The organism is Streptomyces sp. 1222.5, assembly GCF_900105245.1.
In the GTDB taxonomy this organism is placed as follows: Bacteria; Actinomycetota; Actinomycetes; order Streptomycetales; family Streptomycetaceae; genus Streptomyces; species Streptomyces albidocamelliae.
This window is the reverse complement of sequence record NZ_FNSZ01000001.1, coordinates 6,001,209-6,021,915: the sequence shown is the minus strand read 5'-3', so window position 1 is coordinate 6,021,915 and position 20,707 is coordinate 6,001,209. Positions and strand designations below refer to the sequence as shown.

The following is a 20,707-nucleotide window of genomic DNA, read 5'->3' as shown; positions in this document are numbered from 1 at the left end:
CGCATGCACAGAATGAGACTCAGGCTGTACGGCATCGCGTTCCTCGCCGTGCTCGCGCTGCTGCTGTCGCTCGCGGTGGCCGTCTACCAACAGGTGTTCACGTCCGTCGTGCCCATCACCCTGGAGGCCGACACCCTCGGCAACCAGCTCGATCCACGCGCCGACGTCAAGCTGCGCGGGCTGCTGGTCGGAGAGGTGCGCGAGGTGCACGCGGACGGCACGAAGGCCACGCTCGACATCGCGCTCAAGCCCCAGTACGTCCCGTCCATCCCCTCGGACGTGCACGCCCGCCTGCTGCCCAAGACGCTGTTCGGCGAGAAGTACGTCGACCTGGTCGCTCCCGCCGGGTCTGCGCACTCTTCGGCTCGGCCCATCCGCGCCGGGGACGTCATCTCCCAGGACCGCACGAAGGTCGGCATCGAGGTGCAGCAGCTGATGAACGACCTGTTGCCGCTGCTGCGCACGGTCAGGCCCGGCGAACTCGACGCCACGCTCTCGGCGTTCGCCACCGCCCTGGAGGGCCGCGGCGACCGGATCGGTGACAACCTCACCCGGGTCGAGGGCTATCTGCGCCGTCTCAACCCGCACATGCCCTCCTTCAAGAAGGACATCTCGCGGTTCGCGGACGTCGCCGAGGTGTACGGCGACGCCGCGCCCGACCTGATGCGGATCCTGCGCAACACGGTCACCACCAGCCGCACGATCGTCGAGAAGAAGGACCAGCTGGCCGCCGCGCTCCACTCGACCGCTTCCGTGGCGGGCACGGCGAACGGCTTCCTGTCCGAGAACGGCGACCGGCTGATCACCCTGGGCCGGGTCTCCCGTCCCACGCTGGAGCTCTTCGCCCGCTACTCCCCCGAGTACCCGTGCCTGTTCCAGGGACTGGTCCGGCAGGAGAAGGCGTCGGAGGACGCGTTCCGGGGCGGCGAGATGCGGATCACCCTCGAGGTCGTCCGGCCCCAGGGGGCGTACCAGCCCGGTGAGGAGCCGGTGTACGGCGAGCGGTCCGGCCCGAACTGCCGTGGTCTGCCGCATCCGCAGGTGCCCGGGCCGAAACCCCGTCTCAACGACGGTACGTCGGCCGGAGGTTCCGGCGGCGCACTCCCCGGAGGCGTCGACGTGTCCGCCACCCGGGCCGAGCAGCGGGCCGTCGGCTCGCTCGTGGCTCCCGTCATGGGCGTCCCCGCGGACGAGGTGCCGCCCGTCGCGACCCTGCTGTTCGGGCCGCTCGCGCGCGGGACGGCGGTGAGTGTCGCATGAGCAGGGCAGGAGCCCGGCAGACCGCCGCCCCGCTGATCAAGTTCAGCCTCTTCGCGCTGGTCACGATCGCGGCGACGGCGCTGCTCGCCGCCACCATCGTCAACGTCTCCTTCACCCCCAAGGACACCTACCACGCGGTGTTCACCGACGTCACCGGGCTGGAGACCGGCGACGACATCCGGGTGGCCGGAGTGCGGGTAGGGGAGGTCGAGGGCATCCGGATCAAGGACCGGACCCTGGCGGAGGTCACGTTCACCGTCAGCGCGGACCGGCCGCTGCTCGCGGGAGCCCACGCCGTCGTCCGCTACCGCAACCTGGTCGGGCAGCGGTACGTCGCGCTCACCGAGGGCACCGGCGACGGCACCGCCCGGCTGCGGCCGGGCGGCACCATCCCGCTGTCCCGGACCCAGCCGGCGCTGGACCTCAACGCCCTGCTGAACGGCTTCAAGCCGCTGTTCGCCGCGCTCAGCCCGAGTGACGTCAACCAGCTCGCCACCGAGATCGTCCAGACCCTCCAGGGCGAGGGCGGCACGGTGAACAGCCTGCTCGCGCACACGGCCTCGCTCACCGGCACCCTCGCCGACCGCGACCGGCTGATCGGTTCGGTGATCGCCAACCTCAACACCGTCCTGGAGACGCTCGACAAACGTGGCTCCCGCTTCTCCGGGCTGCTCACGCAGCTGCGCCGGGTGGTCTCGGGGCTGTCCGCCGACCGCAAGCCCATCGGGGAGTCGCTGGTGAGCATCGGCGACCTCACGGACGTCACGTCGGGGCTGCTGAAGGACGCGCGCCCACCGCTGAAGGACGACATCGCCGGGCTCGGCGATCTCACCGGAACGCTGAACAAGAACGAGAACACCGTGGAGGGCGTCCTGAAGCGGCTGCCGAACAAGCTCGACAAGCTGACCGGGACGGCGTCCTACGGCTCCTGGTTCAACTTCTACCTCTGCGACTTCGACGGCCGGATCGTACTGCCGAAGACCAAGCAGGTGATCAGCCCGGAGCTGCACGTGGCGCGGGCGAGGTGTGGCGGATGAGCATGCGCATCAGGCGGCGCAAGGTCCGCCGCCCCGAACCATTGGTGAAGGTGCGCGTCCTGCCGCCCAAGCTGCCGAAACTCCCCCGGCTGCCCAAGCGCAAGCCCCGCCCCGAACCCCTCGTGAAGGTGCGCGTCCTGCCGCCCAAGCTGCCGAAACTCCCCCGGCTGCCCAAGCGCAAGCCCCGCCCCGAACCCCTCGTGAAGGTGCGCGTCCTGCCGCCCAAGCTGCCCAGGATCCGGCTGCGGCGTCCGCGCATGAAGCCATTCCGTGAGCGGAACCCGGTCGTCGTCGGCGCCGTCGGCCTCACCGTCCTCGCGCTGCTCACCGTTGCCGCCTTCAACGCCGACAGCCTGCCGCTGATCGGCGGCGGCGACACCTACAGCGCGGCCTTCTCCGAGGCCGGCGGGCTCAAGCCGGGCGACGAGGTACGCATCGCCGGGGTCAAGGTCGGCAAGGTCGAGGGCGTCGACCTGGACGGCGACCACGTCAAGGTCACCTTCAAGATGAAGGGCCACCCCGGGTTCGGTACCGACACGGGCGCGTCGATCCGCGTCAAGACGATCCTCGGCGCGAAGTACCTGGCCCTGTACCCGAAGGGGCCCGGCCAGTTGAAGCCGGGCAGCGAGATCCCGCTCCGGCGGACCGTGTCGGCGTACGACGTCGTGCAGGCCTTCAGTGACCTCACGACCACCACCGAGGAGGTCGACACGGACCGGCTCGCGAAGGCGCTGGACACGATCTCCGTCACCTTCCAGGACTCGCCTACGGAGGTGCGGGCGTCGATCAAGGGACTGTCGCGCATCTCCCGGACCGTCGCGTCCCGCGACAAGGCGCTGCGCGGGCTCCTCGACCATGCGAACGGAGTCACCAAGGTGCTGGCCGGCCACACGAAGGACTTCTCCGCGCTGGTGAAGGACGGCGACGCGCTGTTCAAGGAGGTCGGCAAGCGGCGCACGGCGATCCACAAGCTGCTCAAGAGCTCCGCGCTGCTGGGCATCGAGCTGTCCGGTTTGGTCGACGACAACAGCAAGGAGATCGGACCCGCCCTGAAGAACCTCAACACCTTCGTGAAGATGCTCGAACGCAACCAGGCGAGCCTCGACCGCAGCGTCCAGCTGCTCGCCCCCTACGTGCGGCTCTTCAGCAACACCCTCGGCAACGGCCGCTGGTTCGACTCCTACGTCCAGAACCTGGTCGCCGCCCCGGTCACGCCACGGACGGGAGGCACCCGATGACCCGCAGACTCCTGGCCCTGTTCACCTCGCTCGCGGTCGTCGTCGGCCTCGCCGTCGTCCTCTGGCCGGGCCCCGGCCCCGTCCGGGTCACGGCGTACTTCCCGCGCACCGTCGGCATCTACCCGGGCTCCGACGTCCGCGTCCTCGGCGTCCGCATCGGCGAGGTCAGGAAGATCACGCCGGAGGGCGACCGGGTACGGGTGGAGCTGGAGTACGACCGGGGCCGCAAGGTCCCCGCCGACGCACAGGCCGCCATCGTCAACTCCTCGGTGGTCAGCGACCGTTACGTGCAGCTGCTGCCGGTGTACCGCAAGGGTGCGGTGCTACGGGACGGAGACGTCGTCCCCGAGTCCCGTACGGCCGTCCCGGTCGAGCTGGACCGGATCTTCGACAGCCTGCACAGCACCGCCGAGGGGCTCGGCCCGAACGGCGCCAACAAGAAGGGCTCGCTGTCCCGGCTGCTCGGGGTGAGCGCGGACAACCTCCAGGGGCAGGGCCGGAACCTCAACCAGACGGTGGAGGACCTGTCCCAGGCGGTCACCACGCTGTCCGACGGGCGCGGCGACCTGTTCGGGACCGTGCGGAACCTTCAGGTGTTCACGGCCGCGCTGGCGGCGGACGACACCAGCGTGCGGTCGTTCAACACCGACCTCGCCGACGTGTCCGGGCAGCTCGCCGGGGAGCGCAAGGATCTCGCGGCCGCGCTGAAGTACCTGGGCGCCGCGCTCGGTGACGTGTCCGGCTTCGTGAAGGGCAACAAGAAGGCACTGACCTCGGACGTGCAGGGCCTGGCCAAGGTCACCAAGGTCCTCGTCACCCAACGGGCCGCACTGGAGGAGCTGTTGACCGTCGCCCCCACGGGCCTGTCGAACCTGCAGAACGCCTACAACCCCGCCGCCGGCACCCTCGACACCCGCAACAACGCGCAGACCTCGCAGGATCCGTCATCCCTGCTCTGCTCGATCCTGAAGACGACCGGCGACGACCACGACAAGTGTGCGGGCCTGAAGAAGCTCTTCGACGCCCTGCCCAAGGTGCCGTCGACTCCGGCGTCGACGGGTACGGTCGACAAGACCCTCGGCGGAATCCTGGGGGCACCGGCATGAGCGTGCTGCGCAAGGGGCAGGTGGCCGCCTGGGCGGCGGTCGGCTCGCTGCTGCTGACCGGCTGCGAGTTCAACGGCTGGTACGACGTCCCGCTCCCCGGCGGCGCCGCCTCGGACGGCCACGCCTACCACGTCACCGTCGCGTTCCGGGACGTCCTGGACCTGGTGCCCCAGTCGGCGGTCAAGGTCGACAACGTCACCGTGGGCACGGTCGAGAAGGTGGAGCTGGACGGCTGGCACGCGCGCGTGCGGCTCAGGATCGCCGACTCGGTGAAGCTGCCCGGCAACGCGGTCGCCGATCTGCGGCAGACCAGCATGCTCGGCGAGAAGTACGTCGCCCTGTCCGCGCCGGCCGGCACGCGGCCCGTCGGACGGCTCCGCGACGGCGACCGCATCCCGCTGTCCCGCAGCGGCCGCAACCCTGAGGTCGAGGAGGTGCTGTCGGCCCTGTCCGCGCTGCTCAACGGCGGCGGGGTGGCCCAGCTGAAGACGATCACAGTCGAGCTGAACAAGGCCCTGAACGGCCGCGAGGACCGGGTCAGGTCCCTGCTGAAGCAACTCGACACGTTCCTCGGCGGCCTCGACGACCAGCGGGCGGAGATCGTGCGCGCGCTGAAGGGCGTCGACCGGCTGGCCGGGCGGCTGAAGAAGGAGAAGAAGACGATCGCCCTGGCCGTCGACACCATGCCGCCCGCCCTGAAGGCCCTCGCCGACCAGCGCAAGGACCTGACGAAGATGCTCACCGCCCTCGCCGGCCTCGGCAAGACCGGCACCAAGGTGGTCAACGCCTCCCACGACGACAGCGTCGCCAACCTGAAGAAGCTCCGGCCCATCCTGCAGGAGCTGAACAAGGCGGGCGACGACCTGCCCAACTCCCTGGAGATCCTCACGACTTACCCGTTCCCGCGCAACGCGACGGACGCCGTCAAGGGCGACTACGTCAACCTGAAGATCACCGCCGACCTCGACCTGGCGGGCCTCTACGGCAACGTCACCGACAGGCCGGGCAAGGGCGGGAAGTCCCCGGCCCCCGGGACACCCCATCTTCCCGGCGTCCCCACTCCCACCCCTCTCCCGTCCGCCCCGTCCCTGCCGGGCACCCCGTCCGTGCCCTCCGCGCCCGCCGTGCCCTCCGCGCCCGCCGTGCCCTCGACGCCCTCCGACGGCAGCACCCTGCTGTGCCCGCCGGTGTGCACCGCTGCCTACGGCACCGGGGGCGGCTCGCGTCGCCTCCCGCCCGGGATCGATCTCGGCCTCGCCGAGCTGATGCTGAAGGGGATACTGCCGTGATCACACGTACGGTCAGGGCCCAGCTGCTCGCCTTCGCGACCGTCACCGCCCTCGGGGTGTCGTACGTCGGCGCCCGGTACACGGGCCTGGTGGACGACGTCCTGCACCGCGGGTACACCGTGCGTGCCGACTTCGCCGAGTCCGGGGGCGTCTTCCCCGGCGCCGAGGTCACCTACCGGGGGGTGCCGGTGGGCCGCGTGGGCGATCTCCAGCTGACCGGGTCCGGGGTCTCGATCGCGCTGAAGATCGAGGGCGGCGCCTCGAGGATCCCTGCCGACACGCTCGCGGTGATCGCCAACCGTTCGGCGGTGGGCGAGCAGTACGTCGACCTCCAGCCACGGCGGTCGGGCGGGCCGTACCTCATGGACGGCAGCCCGATCCCGCGCAGCCGCACCCGGACCCCGCTGCCGGTCACCGACCTGGTGCTCAGCCTCGACCGGCTGGTCAACTCGGTCGGCAAGGACGATCTGCGAGTCACCGTCGACGAGCTGGGCAAGGCGTTCTCCGGCACCGGACCGAACCTGAGCCGACTGGTCGACTCCGGCAACGCGCTGGTGGAGTCGGCATCCGAGTCGCTCCCCCAGACGGTGTCGCTGATCGAGGACTCACGGAAGGTCCTCAAGACACAGGCCGAGCAGGGCTCGGCCATCAAGTCGTTCTCCCGCGACCTGGCCACGCTCACCGAGCAGCTGAAGTCGAGCGACGGCGATCTGCGCCGGCTGATCGGCAACACCCTGCCCGCCACGCAGGAGGTCGACTCCCTGCTGAAGTCCACGCGGCCGCACGTGCCGGTCCTGCTGGCCAACCTCATCAGCGGCGGCCAGGTCACCGTGGCCCGGCTGCCCGGCGTCGAACAGGCCCTGGTCACGCTCCCGCTCACCGTCGCGGGCAGCTACACGGTCATCCCCGGCGACGGCACGACCCACTTCGGGCTGACCGTGAACGCCGACGACCCGCCCGCGTGCACCCAGGGCTACGGCACCCGGCGGCGCGACCCCGCCGACACCGGCACGCGCCCGGCGAACACCGAAGCGCGCTGCACGGCACCACGCGGCAGCAAGACCTCGGTGCGCGGCGCGCAGAACGCGCCCGGCGCGACGACCGGTCGGTACAGCGCCGACCAGGCCGCGTTCGTGGCCCCGTACGACCCGGAGACCGGCACCCTGACCGGCCCGGACGGCACGCCTGTCGAGATCGGCTCGACGGGCGGCGAACAGACCGTGTTCGGAAAGGAGTCGTGGCAATGGCTGCTCGTGGGACCGATGGCGTGGGAGGAGGACGCATGAGGCTGCTGTCGGCGGGGCTCGTCGCCGCAACCGTCCTGACGACCATGCTGTCCGTCTGGCTGGGCCTGAAGCTGGCCGACCAGCGCGCGGCGGAGCATCGCCGTCAGGACGTCCTGTCGGCGGCCCGCCAGTCGGCGCTGAACTTCACCTCGCTCGACTACCGGCACTACGACCGGGACAGCGGCAACGTGCTGAAGGGCGCCACCGGCGACTTCAAGAAGCAGTTCGCCGCGCAGACCGAGCAGTTGACGAAGCTCGTCGCCCAGAACAAGTCGGTGTCCGAGGGGCAGGTCCTGGAAGCGGGCATCGTGCGGTCCGACGCGCGCTCGGCCCGGGTCCTGGTCGTGGCCGACAGCAAGGTGACCAACACCGCCGCGCCCGAGGGCCAGGCGCGCACCTACCGGCTCCAGCTCGACCTCGTGCGCGTGGACGGCCGCTGGCTGACCTCCGACGTCGCGTTCGTGGGCTGACCCACCGGGCTGCCCCCACCAGTAAGGAGAGACACCGTGGCGAACCCGACCACCCGAACCCGCGGCACCGGCGCCCCGGCGCGCCGCGCCCTGACCGCGGCCGCTCGCGCGGCGGCCAAACGCGCCGGGCGCGCCGAGCGCGGTGCCCGCCAGGAAGAGCAGACCCTCTCCGGGCGCACCCTGCTCATCGAGCCCCCGGCGGACGGCTGGGAGGACCCGCCGGAGCCCGTGTCGCCAGAGTCGTTCGAGGAGGAGCCGGAGGGCAGCTCGCCCCCGCGCAAGGCCGGGCGGAGCGTGCTCACCGCGGTGCTGGGCGTCGTCCTCGTGGCGGCCCTGGTCGTGGCCGCCGTACTCGGGTGGCAGTACCGGCAGGGGCGGCAGGCGGAGCAGGCCCGCGGCGAAGCCCTCGCGGCCGCGCGGAAGGCGGCGCCGGTCGTGCTGTCGTACGACTACCGGCACCTGGACCGGGACTTCACCCGGGCCCGCGCCCTGCTGACCGGGCACTTCCGCGACCAGTACGGCAGGACCACGAAGGCGGTGGTCGCGCCGACCGCGACGAAATATCACGGCGTGGTGAAGGCGACCGTGGCCACACCCGCAGACGGCGGCGCCCCGGCCGTCTCCGTCGTGTCGGCCACACCGGACAAGGCCGTCGTGCTGCTCTTCGTCAACCAGGTCACCGAGAGCACCCAGGTACCGGAGCCCCGGCTGGACCTGAACCGGGTGCGGATGACGCTCACCCGCGCCTCCGACGGCTGGAAGGTGAGCGGCGTCGACGCTCTCTGACCGGGCCTCCGTAAGTGCCCTCGCGGAGTCTCGGGGGGCGGCAGCTCGGCAACGCTGTCGATGTCTCGGGAAGTATCCCTCTCCAGGTCGATCAACCTGCCTGTCGAAGGGACAGGCCCGGATGCGTCGCTCACCCCGAAAGAACGGAAAGAGCCTCCGACGCAGGTCAGAGGCCCTTTCCGAGGTAAAGCCGCAGATGGCGGCAGACGAGTCGGGCTGTACGCCGGGTTCTGTTCCCCGGGTCCCTCGCGGGGCCCGGGGCGACGGCCATCCATCTAGGACCGACGTTGCCGTCGGCCTCGTGCGGTCTACCCGCGGACTCGGGCGGGCAGCCCTCTGACGTCCGCGCAGAGACACCGAGGTGTCTCCTCTTGACCTTGCTCCGGGTGGGGTTTACCTAGCTGCCCAGGTCGCCCTGGGCACTGGTGGTCTCTTACACCACCGTTTCACCCTTACCGAGGACCGAGGTCCCCGGCGGTCTGCTTTCTGTGGCACTGTCCCGCGGGTCACCCCGGGTGGCCGTTGGCCACCACCCTGCCCTGTGGAGCCCGGACGTTCCTCGGGAAGCCCCCTAGGGGGACTCCACGCGGCCGCCCGCCCGGCTCGTCTGCCGTGTCGACCATGGTACCGGGCGCCCGGCGCGCCGCGGACCGGCGGCGGCCGTCGCCAGGACCGAGCCCGTCAGGATCAAGGCGAAGGCCGCGAGGACCGTCGGCGTCAGCGACTCGCTCAGGAACAGCGCACCGGCCGCCACCGCCACCGCCGGGTTGACGTACGTGATGACCGTCGACCGCGTCGGGCCGACCTCCTTGATCAGCTCCAGGAAGGCCACGAAGGCCACCGCCGTGCAGACCACGCCCAGCCCGGCCAGCGCGGCCAGCGCCTGCGCGGACGGGACGGAGGCGGGGCGGGTGACCGCGGCCACGGGGGCGTAGACCAGGGCCGCCAGGGTCAGGCAGGCCGCGGTCAGGTGCAGCGAGGGGACGTCCCTGAGCCGGCGGGCGGCGATCAGCGGCGCCGTCGCGTAGCCGACGACCGTCAGCAGGACCTCAACGAGGGAGCGGGCGTCGCCGCCGGTCAGATGCGGCAGGGTCAGGACCGTCACACCGGCGAGGCCCAGGGCGAGTCCGGTGACGCGGCGCGCCCCCAGGTGCTCCGTGTCGCCCAGCAGGCGGGCCGCGATCACACCCACGATCGGCACCCCCGCGATCAGCAGGCCGGCCGTCGAGCTGGACAGATGCCGTTCGGCGTCGGTGAGGGTGAACCAGGGCACGACGATCTCCAGACCCGCGAAGGCGAGCAGGGGACGCCAGTGGGCGCTTACGGATTCCCGCAGACCGCCCTGGCGCAGGGCGAACGGGAGCAGGAGCGCCGCGCCCAGCGCGCAGCGCGTGAACACCACCACCGGCGGGGAGACCTCGCCCACCGCCACCTTGATCATCAGATAGGGGATGCCCCACACCACTCCCATGAGGGAGAAGAGGAACCAGCCGCGTGCAGTCATGCGCCGAGTTTCGGCCGCCGCCTCAGCGGGTGTCTTGAACGCTGTTGCGGTAGGCCGCGGGGGTCACCCCGAGCACGCGGCGGAACCAGCGCGTCAGATGGGCCTGGTCGGCGAAGCCCACGAGCGACGCCACCTCGGCGGGGCGCAGCCCGGCGGCGAGCAGCGCGCGGGCCCGGGTCACCCGGTGCTGCGCGAGCCAGGCGTACGGCGGTATCCCCATCGTCGTGCGGAAGGCCCGCAGGAGCTGGTAGCGGGACAGGCCCAGGTCGGTGGCGAGGGAGGCCAGCGTGGGCGGCGCGGTGAGTTCGTCGGCCAGGCGGTCGCGGACGGTGAGGGCGATCGTGCTCGCGCCGGGGATCAGGTCGGAGACGGGCCGTGCCGTGGAGTGCCGGCGGGCCAGCGCGGTCAGCAGCCAGGGCAGGCGGGACTCGGCCTCCAGCGGGTCGGGGCAGGCACTGAGCTCGGTGTGGGCCAGGCGGAGAGCGGCGGCGAGTTCGGGGTCGTCAAGGAGCGGTTCACGGAAGTACGGCAGGCCGCACAGGGTGCCGTCGGCCAGCAGCGACGGCTCGGCGTAGAGGGCGCGGTAGGCGTAGCCGTCGGTGCGGTTTCCGGGGCCGCCGGTGTGCATCTCGCCGGGGTCGAGCACGACGATGGTGCCGGGGCCGGTGCGGATGTGGCCGCCCCGGTAGTCGATCACCTCGGAGCCGCCGACGCAGACGCCGACGGTGTACTCCTCGTGGGCGTGCGGGGCGTAGACGTGCTGCCGGAAACTCGCGGTCAGGAGGTCGAGCGGGGGGCCGCAGCGGCCCAGCCGCGCTCTCGTCCACAGCGCCTGTTCCGCCATCGGGCTCCCCCTCGCCTCGTGCAGCCCTAAGGGTGCAACGCCTTCAGGCCCCGTTTCCATGCCGCGCCCAGGTCGGCGTCGTCGGGAAACCGGCCGTGGATCTCCAGGATCACCATCCCGTGGGCGAACGCCCAGGTGGCCCGGGCCAGGTCGATGTCGCCGCCGCAGGCGCGGAGCAGGGGCATCGCGGCCCGGTCCTCCAGGCCCGCGGGGAGTTCGGCGCGGGGCAGCGGGCGTTCGGTGGCGAGGCGGTACAGGTGGGGGTGGGCGAGGGCGTGGTCGCGGTAGGCGTCGGCGAGTGCGTCGAGGGAGCCGGGGGTGCGGGCCTCGACGGCCTCCAGCGCCTCGGCGGTCTCGGTGAGCAGTTGCGCGGTGAGCTCCACCTCGACGGCGTGCTTGTCGGGGAAGTGCTTGTAGAGGGACGGCGCCTTGATGCCGAGGCGGTCGGCGAGAGTGCGCATGGTGAGCCGGTCGGGCCCGGACTCCTCCAGGAGTTCGCGGGCGGCCGCCGCGATCTCCCGCGCCCTCGGGGTGAGCCGCGGGACCGTCGCCCCGTCGGCCGTCGCCCGCTCGGCCACGCCGGAAACCCTCCTCGGCTCCCGCCCGGATTCTCGCTCGGCCACGCCGGAAACCCTCCTCGGCTCTCGCCCGGAATCTGGGTCGACCACTGCGGAAGCCCTCCCCGGTCCTCGCTCAGCCACGCTGGAAGCCCGCCTCGGTCCGCAGTCCGTAGCCGAAGGCGCGATCGTACGAGATGTGGGCGATCCAGCCGCACAGGGCCGCGAAGGCGGGCGGCCAGTCGATCGGCAGGACCGTGTAGGCGACCATCAGCGCGAACGGGACCAGGGCGCGGTGCATCGCGTTGTAGTACGGCACCGCGCGCGGCGGCAGCTGGCCCTTGGCCATGCGGGGGGCGTCGCCCAGGCCCACCAGGAACGTCAGGTCCGGCGCCACGAGGAAGAGCAGGGCGAGTCCGCCGGCGAGCCAGCCGTGGTTCACGCCCTCCAGCACGGCGAACGCCGACCAGAACAGTGCGCCGGCCAGCCACGCGGCGCGGCGCAGGACGGTGCGGGTGGAACGGAGTGCGGTGGTGGTGACCGTTGCCGCCATGGCTGCCTCCCAGGTCGTACGGCGTCCACCCGACTGGCTAACGCCGTTAGCCACGACGGTACGGCTAACAGCGTTAGCCGTCAAGGGCCGGGCGAGGCACGGGCGGCGGGGCGCTCAGGCCGGGGCGAAGAGGATCTTCGACGTGCGGGGGTCGGCCTGGGTGAGGCGTACGCGCAGGCGTTCGCCGAGGGGGAGGCGCTCGCCCTCGATGCGGCCGACGACCGCCGGGGACTCCAGCTGGACGGTCCCCACGGTCGGCCGGTGCTCGTCGACGTCCACCACGCAGCCGTCGAAGACGTCCCCGACCCGGTCCTTCAGCAGGGCCGCCTCGACGATGTCGACGCACTCCCGTTCGACCGTGCCGGCCAGCTGCGCGCCCTCGGCCATCCGGCGGGGCAGGGCGTCGAGCGCGGCCAGCACCCAGTCCGGCGGGGCCTGGCCGGCCACCGTGGCCAGGCAGATCTCGGAGGCGTGGCGGTCGGCGAGGCGGCGCAGCGGGGCGGTGCAGTGGGCATAGGGGGCGGCGACGGCGGAATGCGTGGTGATCGGGGGCAGAACGCCGTCGCGGAAGGGGGTGTAGCGGGCGCCGCGCAGGAGCGTCGTGCATTCCTGGAGGAAGGCCGCGTGGCGCGGTTCGCGCGGGTCGAGGGTGCGGATCAGGGCCGCGTACGAGACGTGGTGCGGCCAGTCGATGTGCAGGGCGGTCGCGGTGCGGCGCAGGCGGGCCACGGCGCCGTCGGGGGCGGCGGGCAGGGTGCGCAGGATGCCGGTGCCGTGGGCGAGCATCAGCTCGGCGGCCGCCATGCCGGTGAGCAGGGAGAGCTGGGCGTTCCAGCCGTCGGCGGGCAGCGGGGCGCGGTAGCCGAGTTCGTAGGTGTGGTCGTGCTCGGTGATCTCCTGCTCGGGCACGTTGAGGGAGATCCCTCCGCGTTCGACCTCCAGCCGCTCCCGCGCCGTGCCGACCTCCCGGAGCAGCGCGACGGGCTCCTCGGCCGTCCCGGCGTCGATCGCCCGCTGCACGCCCGCGTAGTCGAGCTTGGCGCGGCTGCGCACGAGGGCCCGGCGTACGTCGACGGCGAGAGTGCGGCCCTCGCCGTCGAGGTCGATCGTCCACAGCACGGCGGGGCGGGTCCGGTCCGGCAGCAGGCTGGCGGCACCCTCGCTGAGCACGACGGGGTGCAGGGGGACCTTCTCGTCCGGGAAGTAGATGGTGTTCACCCGCCGGTGCGCCTCCGCGTCCAGGGCACCGCCGGGCGCGACGAAGGCGGCGACGTCGGCGATGGCGTACCGCACCCGGTGGCCGGTGCCCCGCCGGGAGAGGTGGGTGGCCTGGTCGAGGTCGGTGGACGTCGGCGGGTCGAGGGTGAAGAAGGGGATGTCCGTGGCGTCGTACGGCGGTGGCGCGGGCGCCTTCGCCGCGCGTTCGGCCTCCGCCAGGACCTCCGGCGGGAAGTCCTCGGGAACGCCGAGTCCGGCGCGCAGCGCGGCGAGGGCCGCCCGGAGGGGTGCCTCGGGGGCTCCGGTCACGCGGATCCTGCGGCAGGGCATACAGCGAGCGTAGGTCGGGGTGGGGCCCCCGGCACGCCGTACGCTGGCGCGGAGGTCTACGTGAGGAGTACGTGTTGCTGGTCCTGCTGCCGCCCTCGGAAGGCAAGGCGAGTGCGGGCGGGGGCGCCCCGCTGGAGATCGGGTCGCTGTCCCTGCCGGGGCTCTCTGCCGCGCGGGAGGCCGTGTTCACAGAGCTGGTCGAGCTCTGCTCCGGCGACGAGGAGAAGGCGCGCGAGGTGCTCGGGCTGAGCGAGGGCCTGCGCGGCGAGGTCGCGAAGAACGCCGGGCTTCCGGCGGCCGGCGCCCGCCCCGCCGGGGAGGTCTACACCGGGGTCCTCTACGACGCCCTGGGCCTCGCCACGCTGGACGCGACGGCACGGCGGCGCGCGGCGGCCTCGCTGCTGGTCTTCTCGGGTCTGTGGGGCGCGGTGCGGGTGACGGACCGGATCCCCTCCTACCGCTGCTCGATGGGGGTGAAGCTGCCCGGGCTCGGCGCGCTGGCGGGGCACTGGCGGGCGCCGATGGCCGAGGTGCTGCCCGAGGCGGCGGGCGACGGCCTCGTGCTGGACCTGCGGTCCTCGGCGTACGCGGCGGCCTGGCGGCCCAAGGGCGAGGTGGCGGGGCGGACGGCGACCGTACGGGTGCTGCACGCGCCGACCCGGAAGGTGGTCAGCCACTTCAACAAGGCGACCAAGGGGCGGATGGTACGGAGCCTGCTGACGGCCGGGGCCGCGCCCCGGGACCCCGCCGAGCTGGTGGAGACGCTGCGGGGGCTCGGATACGTCGTGGAGGTGGAAGCGCCCGGGAAGGCGGGCAAGGCGTGGTCCCTGGACGTGCTGGTGGAGGAGATCCACTGAGCCGACCGCAGGGGCGTTGCAACATGCGCAACGATCGTTGCGAGTAGTGCAGCCGCTGGGCACGATGAGGGCATGACCTCGCCGTTGCCCTCCCCCTCCCCTGCCTCCGTGCTCGATCTCGCGCCCGTCGTGCCCGTCGTGGTGCTCTCCGATCCCGCCGACGCCGTACCGCTCGCGCGGGCCCTGGTGGCGGGCGGGCTGCCCGCGATCGAGGTGACGCTGCGGACCCCGGCGGCGCCCGAGGCCATCCGGGCCGTCGCCGCCGAGGTGCCGGACGCGGTGGTCGGGGCGGGCACGGTGATCACGCCGGATCAGGTGGACGCGTGCGTGGCCGCCGGGGCGCGGTTCCTGGTGAGCCCGGGGTGGACCGAGGCGCTGCTGGCGGCGATGCGCGGGTCCGGGGTGCCGTTCCTGCCGGGGGTGTCGACCACCTCGGAGGTGGTGGCACTGCTGGAGCGCGGGGTGCGGGAGATGAAGTTCTTCCCCGCGCAGGCGGCGGGCGGCACGGCCTACCTGAAGTCGCTGGCGGGGCCCCTGCCGCAGGCCCGCTTCTGCCCGACCGGCGGGATCGGCGCGGCGACCGCGCCGGAGTACCTGGCGCTGCCCAACGTCGGCTGCGTGGGCGGCAGCTGGATGGTCCCGGCGGACGCGGTGGCCGCCCGGGACTGGGCTCGGATCGAGGAGCTGGCGCGGACCGCGGCCGGGCTCAGGGGCGCAGGTGGGACGTCTCGTTGAACAGCCGTACGCTCGCGTTGCCGTCCGCGTAGTACGCCACCGCCGACAGGGACGCCGCCGAGAGCTCCATCCGGAACAGTGACTCGGGCGGTGCACCCAGGGCGAGGCGGACGAAGGTCTTGATCGGCGTGACGTGGGTGACCAGCAGGACCGTGCGGCCGGCGTGGGCCGCGACCAGCTTGTCCCGGGTGGCGGCGATCCGGCCGGCCGTCTCGGCGAAGCTCTCGCCGCCGCCGGTGGGGTGCGCTTCCGGGTCGGCGAGCCAGGCGTTCAGGTCCTCCGGGTGGCGCTCGCGGACCTCGCCGAAGGTCAGGCCCTCCCAGGCGCCGAAGTCGGTCTCGCGGAGGCCGTCGTCGACCGCGACGTCCAGGCCCAGGCGGGCCGCGACGATACCGGCGGTCTCCCGGGTGCGGGCGAGCGGGGACGCCACGACGGCCTGGACGGTGCCGCGCCGCGCGAGGGCCTCGGCGACGCGCCGTGCCTGCTCGCGGCCCGCGTCGGAGAGGGAGGGGTCGGTGCCGCCGCTGCCGGAGAAGCGCTTCTGGGGGGTGAGCGGGGTCTCACCGTGCCGGAGCAGCACGAAGGTGGCGGGGGCGCCGAGATCGGGGGCACTGCTCCACCCCGGCGCGGACGGCTGCCGCCCACTGACGGCGAGCGCCTCGGCGGGTCCCCCGCTCGCGTCCGCGGCGGACGCCGGCTGCCGGGCGGTCGTCGCCGTCTCGGAGGAACCGCTGCCCGCGGCCGCGGCGGACGCCGGCTGCCGGGCGGCGGCCGGGGCCGGATGGGAGGCGCCGCTGCCCGCTGTCTCGGCGGGCGTCGGCTGTGCCGGAGTCGCGGGGCCGGTGGTCCGGCCCTCCGCCAGAGCCGCCCGGGCCCTCGCCGCGCCCGCGGTCGCGTCTCCGGGCGGGCCCGCCGGCTCCAGGGCAGCCGGTGGGGTGTCCAGGGCGGCCCGGGACGCGGACGGGGACCACTGTCCGCCCTTGGCGCCCGCGTCCATCGCCTCGTTGGCCAGCCGGTCGGCGTGCTTGTTGCGCTCCCGGGGGATCCACTCGTAGGCGACCTGGTCCGGCGGGAAGACGGATCTCGCCTCGGTCGCCAGCGGCTTCATGGCGGGGTGCTTGATCTTCCAGCGGCCCGACATCTGCTCGATGACGAGCTTGGAGTCCATCCGGACGTGCACCGTCGCGGTGGGGTCGAGGGCGTGGGCGGCGCGCAGTCCCGCGAGGAGACCGCGGTACTCGGCGACGTTGTTGGTGGCGACGCCGATGTACTCGGCCGCCTCCGTCAGGGTCTCCCCCGTCGCCGCGTCGCTCACCACGGCGCCGTAGCCGGCCGGCCCCGGGTTGCCCCGCGAACCGCCGTCGGCCTCGACGATGAACTCCCGCACGCCCAACGCCCCCAACGCCCCTACAGACCCGACTCGGCCGTGCGCACCAGGATGCGGCGGCAGTTCTCGCAGCGGACCACCGTGTCCGGCGCCGCCGAGCGGACCTCGTTCAGCTCGGTGATGGCCAGCTCCTGGCGGCAGCCCTGGCAGGTGCGGGCGTACAGCTTCGCCGCGCCGATGCCGCCCTGCTGCTCGCGCAGCTTGTCGTACAGCTTGAGCAGGTCCGCCGGGACGGAGGCCGCGACGACCTCGCGCTCCTTGGCCGCGGACGCCGCCTCGCCGTCGATCTCCTCGAACGCGGCGTCCCGGCGGCCGGTCGCGTCGTCGATCTTCGCCTGCACGGAGGCGACCCGCCCGGTCAGCTCGGTCACCCGCTCCTGCGCGCTCTCGCGGCGCTCCATGACCTCCAGGACCACGTCCTCCAGGTCACCCTGCCGCTTGGCGAGGGAGGCGATCTCGTGCTGGAGGTTGGACAGGTCCTTCGGCGAGGTGACCGCGCCGGAGTCCAGCCGCTGCTGGTCGCGGGCGGCGCGCCGGCGCACCTGGTCCACGTCCTGCTCGGCCTTGGTCTGCTCGCGGGCGGTGTCGCTCTCCTCGGTCTGCGCGGCGACCAGCAGGTCGCGCAACTGCGTGAGGTCCTTGTTCAGCGACGTGATCTCGGTGTGCTCGGGCAGGGACTTCCGCTTGTGCGCCAGCTGCTGCAGGCGGACGTCGAGGGCCTGGACGTCGAGGAGTCGGATCTGGTCGGCGGGCGCGGCGTTCAGTTGGGGGCTCCCGGTTACTGGTTGGGGACGGAGGACGCCGCGTGGGCGGTCCATGGGTCGGTGACCGTCTTGGAGACGTGGACCCTGAGGTCCCAGCCGTGACGGTCGGAGATCTCGTCGAGCTGGCTCGCGGCCAGCTCGCACCAGGGCCACTCGGTGGCCCAGTGCGCCGCGTCGAGCAGCGCGAGAGGACTGTGGGCGACGGCCTCGCTCACCGGGTGGTGGCGCAGGTCGGCGGTGAGGAAGGCGTCCACACCGGCCGCGCGGACCTGGTCGAAGAGGCTGTCGCCGGAACCGCCGCTGACGGCGATCGTGCGGACGACGGCCTCGGGGTCGCCGGCCACCCGGATGCCCTGCGCGGTGGCGGGCAGCCGCTCGGCGGCCCGGGCGGCCAGTTCGCGGACGGTGAGCGGGTGGTCGAGTTCGCAGACGCGCCCGAGGCCCCGGCGGCCGTCCGGGTCCGTCGGGTCCGGCACGAGGGGCCGTACGACGCGGAGGTCGAGGGCGCCGGCGAGGGCGTCGGAGACGCCCGGGTCGGCGGTGTCCGCGTTGGTGTGGGCCACGTGCAGCGCGATGTCGTTCTTGATCAGCGTGTGCACGACCCGGCCCTTGAAGTGCGTGGCCGCGACCGTGGTCGTCCCGCGCAGATAGAGCGGGTGGTGGGTGACCAGCAGGTCGGCGCCGAGCTTCAGCGCCTCGTCGACGATCTCCCGGACGGGGTCGACGGCGAACAGGACCCGGGTGACCTCCTGGTCGGGGTCGCCCACGACCGTGCCGACCGCGTCCCAGGACTCGGCCCGCTCGGCGGGCCACAGGTTCTCCAGCGCGGCGATGACTTCAGACAGACGGGGCACGGGAAAAGGCTACCTGGCTGTTCGGCGCGGCCGTACCGCATGCGCCAGGTCCGGCCCCTCTCAGCACAGCGCCCCCGGTTCCCTCAGGCGAATCGCTTCTGCACCACCCGTATGTGTGAAGGGGGGACGGCCCGTCCCACGTCTGTGCGTGCGAAAACTAGCTTCGTCGCCGGAGGTGACCGAACCATGACGGCCTGTGCGATCGAAACCCCGTCGACCGGCGCGGAAGACGGTGGGACGGGATGCGCTCTCACGGCGGACGGCGCGTACGCCGCCCGTCTCGCGCTGGACGGTGACTCCTGGTTCCCCGAGCGCTGGACGCTGGACGGCCCGGAGCCGTACGCCGTCCCGCTGCCCGGCAACCAGCCGGAGGAGCCCGGCACCCAGGTGCAGCCCATGGGCGACGGCCGGGTGCTGATCCACCGGCTGATGGAGCGGCGGCACGACTTCGCGCTGCTGTACCCGACCGGGCCCGGCACGGGCGAGCTGCCGCTGGGCGCGGTGGAGTGCCCCGAGCCCGGCACCCGGTTCACGCTGCTGCCGGCGGCGCCGGGGGGCACGCGGGCGTACGCCCTGGCCGTCGGCGCGCGTTCCAGCGTGGTGTGGCTGGTGGCGGGCGGGGCGTTCGGTCCCGAGCGGCTCGCCGAGGTGCCGGGTCGCTGCTCGGGCGGGGTGTGGCTGGACGGCGCCGGGCGGATGCTGGCGCTGGACCGGGAGCTGGGCGGGCGCACCAAGACGGTCGTGGTCGACCTGGAGCGCGCGGAGGTCTCCCCCCTGCTGCAGATCGCGGAGGGCAGCGACGACCGGCTGCTGCTCGCCGACCTCGACAGCGGGCTGTTGCTGATCTCCTCCGACGCGCCCTCGCCGGGGCGGCGGCGGCTGGGCTGGGGGGTGCTCGGCAGCACGCTGCCGGTGCGCTTCCCGGAGTGCCTGCGGGTGCCGGACTGCACGCTGACGCCGTTCGCGATCCAGCCGGGGCAGGTGCTGATGCCGGAGAACTGCGCGGTGGCGCTGCGCATCGACGGCGAGTTCGGCGGCTGGGTGGGCGTCTGGCGGCCGGCCGAGCGGCGGATGTGCCACCTCCCGGCCCCCGAGGGGTGGCTGGCCGACGCCGGGGTGTGGACGCGGGACGGGGTGCTGCGGCTGCCGTACGTCACGGAGGAGACGCCGTGCGGTGTCGCGGAGCTGACGGTGCCCAGGGGGGAAGCGGGGGGACCGGGGGACACGGGTCCGGCGGGTCCGGTCCGGGACGGCACGGCCGGCGGGGTGCCCGAGGCGTCCCGCCAGGCGCCGGAACCGGGCCCTCCGGAGCCGGTGACGGCCCGTCCGGTTCCGTTGCAGCAGGCACCCCTGGGGCGTCTTGTAACGAAGTAGTGCCGGTCGGCGTGTGCGCCTGGATTCGGCCCGTGGTGTGCCGGTTACACTCGCCCGGCTGTACGAAAGATCATGTTGACGGGGTGAATACGTCCGATGAGCGACACCAGCACGACGGAGCAGCTGTCCGCCGATTCTCAGGGGACCGGCCACGGCCGGCACCGCGGCCCGGTCGCGGCCCAGGAGAACGAGACGCCTCCGCACGGCCGGCACCGCAAGCCGGTCCAGGAGAAGGCCGAGGCGGCTGCCTGACGGTCGTACCAGTGAGGAGGGGGGTGCCCGCCGGGCGCCCCCCTCGTCTTTTTCCCTCCCCGCCGTCAGGTCCTCTTGAGACCCAGCACCTCGGCCGCCGCGAAGGTCTCGCCCGGCGGCCGCCCCGCGTAGTGCGGGGTGAGCAGCGCGTCGAGTTCGTCGTAGGTGAACGTCTCCTGCTTGCTGTCGAACTTGGCCTGCACCCGCGGCCGTTCCATGGCGGCGATCATTCCGCCGTGCACGACGAGCAGCTGGCCGTTGATCCGCGCGGCGGCCGGTGAGGCCAGGTAGCCGACGAGCGGGGCCACGTGCTCGGGGGCCAGCGGGTCCAGGCCCTCGTCCGGCCGCCCGAACCCGGCGAAGACGTCCTCGGTCATCCGGGTCCGGGCGCGCGGGCAGATCGCGTTGGCCGTGACGCCGTACTTGGCGAGGGCGAGGGCGGTCGAGGTGGTCAGGCCGACGATCCCGCCCTTGGCCGCCGCGTAGTTGGGCTGCCCGGCGGATCCGGCGAGGAACGCCTCCGAGGAGGTGTTCACGATCCGCCCGTACACCGGCCCGCCGGCGGCCTTGGACCGCTCCCGCCAGTGCGCGGCGGCGAAGCGGGTGGTGTTGAAGTGTCCTTTGAGGTGGACGCGGATCACCGAGTCCCACTCGTCCTCGGTCATGGAGAAGACCATGCGGTCGCGCAGGATGCCGGCGTTGTTGACGAGCACGTCCAGGGCGCCGAACTCGGCGACCGCCAGCCCGACCAGTTCGCCGGCCTGCCGGAGGTCGGCGACGTCCCCGGTGTGCGCGACGGCCCGGCCGCCCCGCTCGCGGATCTCGGCCGCGACCTCCTCGGCGGGGCCCGCGGAGGCCTCTCCGGTGCCGTCGCGGCCGGGCTGTCCGTAGTCGTTGACGACGACGGCCGCGCCGAGCCGGGCGAGTTCCAGTGCCTCGGCCCGGCCGAGCCCGCGCCCGGCACCGGTGACGATCGCGGAGAGCCCCTGAAGTGGCAGTGACATGC

Annotated in this window: 20 protein-coding genes, 1 other RNA gene and 1 pseudogene; 12 read left to right on the top strand and 10 right to left on the bottom strand. The window is 73.0% G+C overall.

Annotated elements, in window-relative coordinates; translation table 11 throughout:
- The first annotated feature begins 3 nt into the window (after positions 1–3).
- The 8 genes from BLW57_RS27165 to BLW57_RS27130 all read left to right on the top strand — a co-directional run bounded on the left by BLW57_RS27165 (position 4) and on the right by BLW57_RS27130 (position 8,472).
- A complete protein-coding gene (locus tag BLW57_RS27165; RefSeq protein WP_093478074.1) occupies positions 4–1,260 on the top strand; it encodes an MCE family protein in 1,257 nt (418 codons plus the stop codon).
- Positions 1,257–2,297: an MCE family protein gene (locus BLW57_RS27160; protein WP_093478073.1), complete on the top strand. Its 1,041-nt coding sequence runs from the start codon at positions 1,257–1,259 to the stop codon at positions 2,295–2,297. Before BLW57_RS27165 ends, BLW57_RS27160 begins: the two co-directional genes overlap by 4 nt.
- Before the next feature lie 257 nt (positions 2,298–2,554).
- Entirely contained in the window at positions 2,555–3,535 is a 981-nt protein-coding gene (locus BLW57_RS27155) for an MCE family protein (RefSeq protein WP_093480907.1), read from the top strand.
- Entirely contained in the window at positions 3,532–4,641 is a 1,110-nt protein-coding gene (locus BLW57_RS27150) for an MCE family protein (RefSeq protein ID WP_176985736.1), read from the top strand. Before BLW57_RS27155 ends, BLW57_RS27150 begins: the two co-directional genes overlap by 4 nt.
- Positions 4,638–5,930 carry an MCE family protein gene (locus BLW57_RS27145; RefSeq protein WP_093478071.1) on the top strand — a complete coding sequence of 431 codons (1,293 nt, stop codon included), beginning with the start codon at positions 4,638–4,640 and terminating at the stop codon, positions 5,928–5,930. The genes BLW57_RS27150 and BLW57_RS27145 overlap by 4 nt, the downstream gene beginning before the upstream one ends.
- Positions 5,927–7,216: an MCE family protein gene (locus tag BLW57_RS27140; RefSeq protein WP_093478070.1), complete on the top strand. Its 1,290-nt coding sequence runs from the start codon at positions 5,927–5,929 to the stop codon at positions 7,214–7,216. The genes BLW57_RS27145 and BLW57_RS27140 overlap by 4 nt, the downstream gene beginning before the upstream one ends.
- Complete coding sequence (locus BLW57_RS27135; protein WP_256339602.1) at positions 7,213–7,686, top strand: hypothetical protein; 474 nt, start codon at positions 7,213–7,215, stop codon at positions 7,684–7,686. The genes BLW57_RS27140 and BLW57_RS27135 overlap by 4 nt, the downstream gene beginning before the upstream one ends.
- Before the next feature lie 36 nt (positions 7,687–7,722).
- The gene (locus tag BLW57_RS27130; RefSeq protein WP_093478067.1) at positions 7,723–8,472 is read left to right on the top strand and encodes a hypothetical protein; all 750 of its coding nucleotides are present in this window, start codon (positions 7,723–7,725) and stop codon (positions 8,470–8,472) included.
- 203 nt (positions 8,473–8,675) lie between these two features.
- On the opposite strand, the gene rnpB is transcribed toward BLW57_RS27130, so the two are convergent.
- The 6 genes and pseudogenes from rnpB to BLW57_RS27095 form a co-directional block, all read right to left on the bottom strand.
- Positions 8,676–9,078: RNase P RNA component class A (gene rnpB, locus BLW57_RS27125), an RNA gene on the bottom strand.
- Positions 9,079–9,196: 118 nt separating this feature from the next.
- A pseudogene (locus BLW57_RS43145) lies at positions 9,197–9,913 on the bottom strand (DMT family transporter); the annotation flags it as partial.
- A gap of 85 nt (positions 9,914–9,998) precedes the next feature.
- Positions 9,999–10,820, bottom strand: a complete 822-nt coding sequence (locus tag BLW57_RS27110; RefSeq protein WP_093478064.1) for an AraC family transcriptional regulator — start codon at positions 10,818–10,820, stop codon at positions 9,999–10,001.
- Positions 10,821–10,846: 26 nt separating this feature from the next.
- Positions 10,847–11,398 (bottom strand): TetR/AcrR family transcriptional regulator, encoded by a 552-nt coding sequence (locus BLW57_RS27105; protein WP_093478062.1) that lies wholly within the window; start codon positions 11,396–11,398, stop codon positions 10,847–10,849.
- Between the two features lie 115 nt (positions 11,399–11,513).
- Positions 11,514–11,930 (bottom strand): DUF4260 family protein, encoded by a 417-nt coding sequence (locus BLW57_RS27100; protein WP_093478061.1) that lies wholly within the window; start codon positions 11,928–11,930, stop codon positions 11,514–11,516.
- 114 nt (positions 11,931–12,044) lie between these two features.
- Positions 12,045–13,478, bottom strand: coding sequence for an RNB domain-containing ribonuclease (locus BLW57_RS27095; RefSeq protein ID WP_093478059.1), 1,434 nt, complete (start codon positions 13,476–13,478; stop codon positions 12,045–12,047).
- A gap of 74 nt (positions 13,479–13,552) precedes the next feature.
- Between BLW57_RS27095 and yaaA the strand changes: the two genes are divergently transcribed.
- Positions 13,553–14,335, top strand: coding sequence for a peroxide stress protein YaaA (gene yaaA / locus BLW57_RS27090; protein WP_093478058.1), 783 nt, complete (start codon positions 13,553–13,555; stop codon positions 14,333–14,335).
- A 72-nt stretch (positions 14,336–14,407) separates the two neighbouring features.
- The gene (gene eda / locus BLW57_RS27085) at positions 14,408–15,070 is read left to right on the top strand and encodes a bifunctional 4-hydroxy-2-oxoglutarate aldolase/2-dehydro-3-deoxy-phosphogluconate aldolase (RefSeq protein ID WP_093478056.1); all 663 of its coding nucleotides are present in this window, start codon (positions 14,408–14,410) and stop codon (positions 15,068–15,070) included.
- On the opposite strand, the gene BLW57_RS27080 is transcribed toward eda, so the two are convergent.
- The 3 genes from BLW57_RS27080 to BLW57_RS27070 are packed head-to-tail and all read right to left on the bottom strand — an operon-like array spanning position 15,042 to position 18,075.
- Positions 15,042–16,457 carry a bifunctional RNase H/acid phosphatase gene (locus BLW57_RS27080; protein ID WP_093478055.1) on the bottom strand — a complete coding sequence of 472 codons (1,416 nt, stop codon included), beginning with the start codon at positions 16,455–16,457 and terminating at the stop codon, positions 15,042–15,044. The two genes, eda and BLW57_RS27080, sit on opposite strands and share 29 nt — an antisense overlap.
- A 20-nt stretch (positions 16,458–16,477) precedes the next feature.
- Positions 16,478–17,221 (bottom strand): zinc ribbon domain-containing protein, encoded by a 744-nt coding sequence (locus BLW57_RS27075; protein ID WP_093480906.1) that lies wholly within the window; start codon positions 17,219–17,221, stop codon positions 16,478–16,480.
- A gap of 14 nt (positions 17,222–17,235) precedes the next feature.
- Positions 17,236–18,075, bottom strand: coding sequence for a Nif3-like dinuclear metal center hexameric protein (locus BLW57_RS27070; RefSeq protein ID WP_093478053.1), 840 nt, complete (start codon positions 18,073–18,075; stop codon positions 17,236–17,238).
- 186 nt (positions 18,076–18,261) lie between these two features.
- On the opposite strand from BLW57_RS27070, the gene BLW57_RS27065 reads away from it, so the two are divergent.
- A complete protein-coding gene (locus BLW57_RS27065) occupies positions 18,262–19,449 on the top strand; it encodes a hypothetical protein (protein ID WP_093478052.1) in 1,188 nt (395 codons plus the stop codon).
- Positions 19,450–19,545: 96 nt separating this feature from the next.
- Entirely contained in the window at positions 19,546–19,701 is a 156-nt protein-coding gene (locus BLW57_RS41525) for a hypothetical protein (RefSeq protein ID WP_093478050.1), read from the top strand.
- Positions 19,702–19,766: 65 nt separating this feature from the next.
- Here the strand turns inward: BLW57_RS41525 and BLW57_RS27055 are convergent, their stop codons facing one another.
- On the bottom strand, positions 19,767–20,705 hold the full coding sequence (locus tag BLW57_RS27055; RefSeq protein ID WP_093478049.1) for a 3-oxoacyl-ACP reductase: 939 nt from the start codon (positions 20,703–20,705) through the stop codon (positions 19,767–19,769).
- Positions 20,706–20,707: the final 2 nt, after the last annotated feature.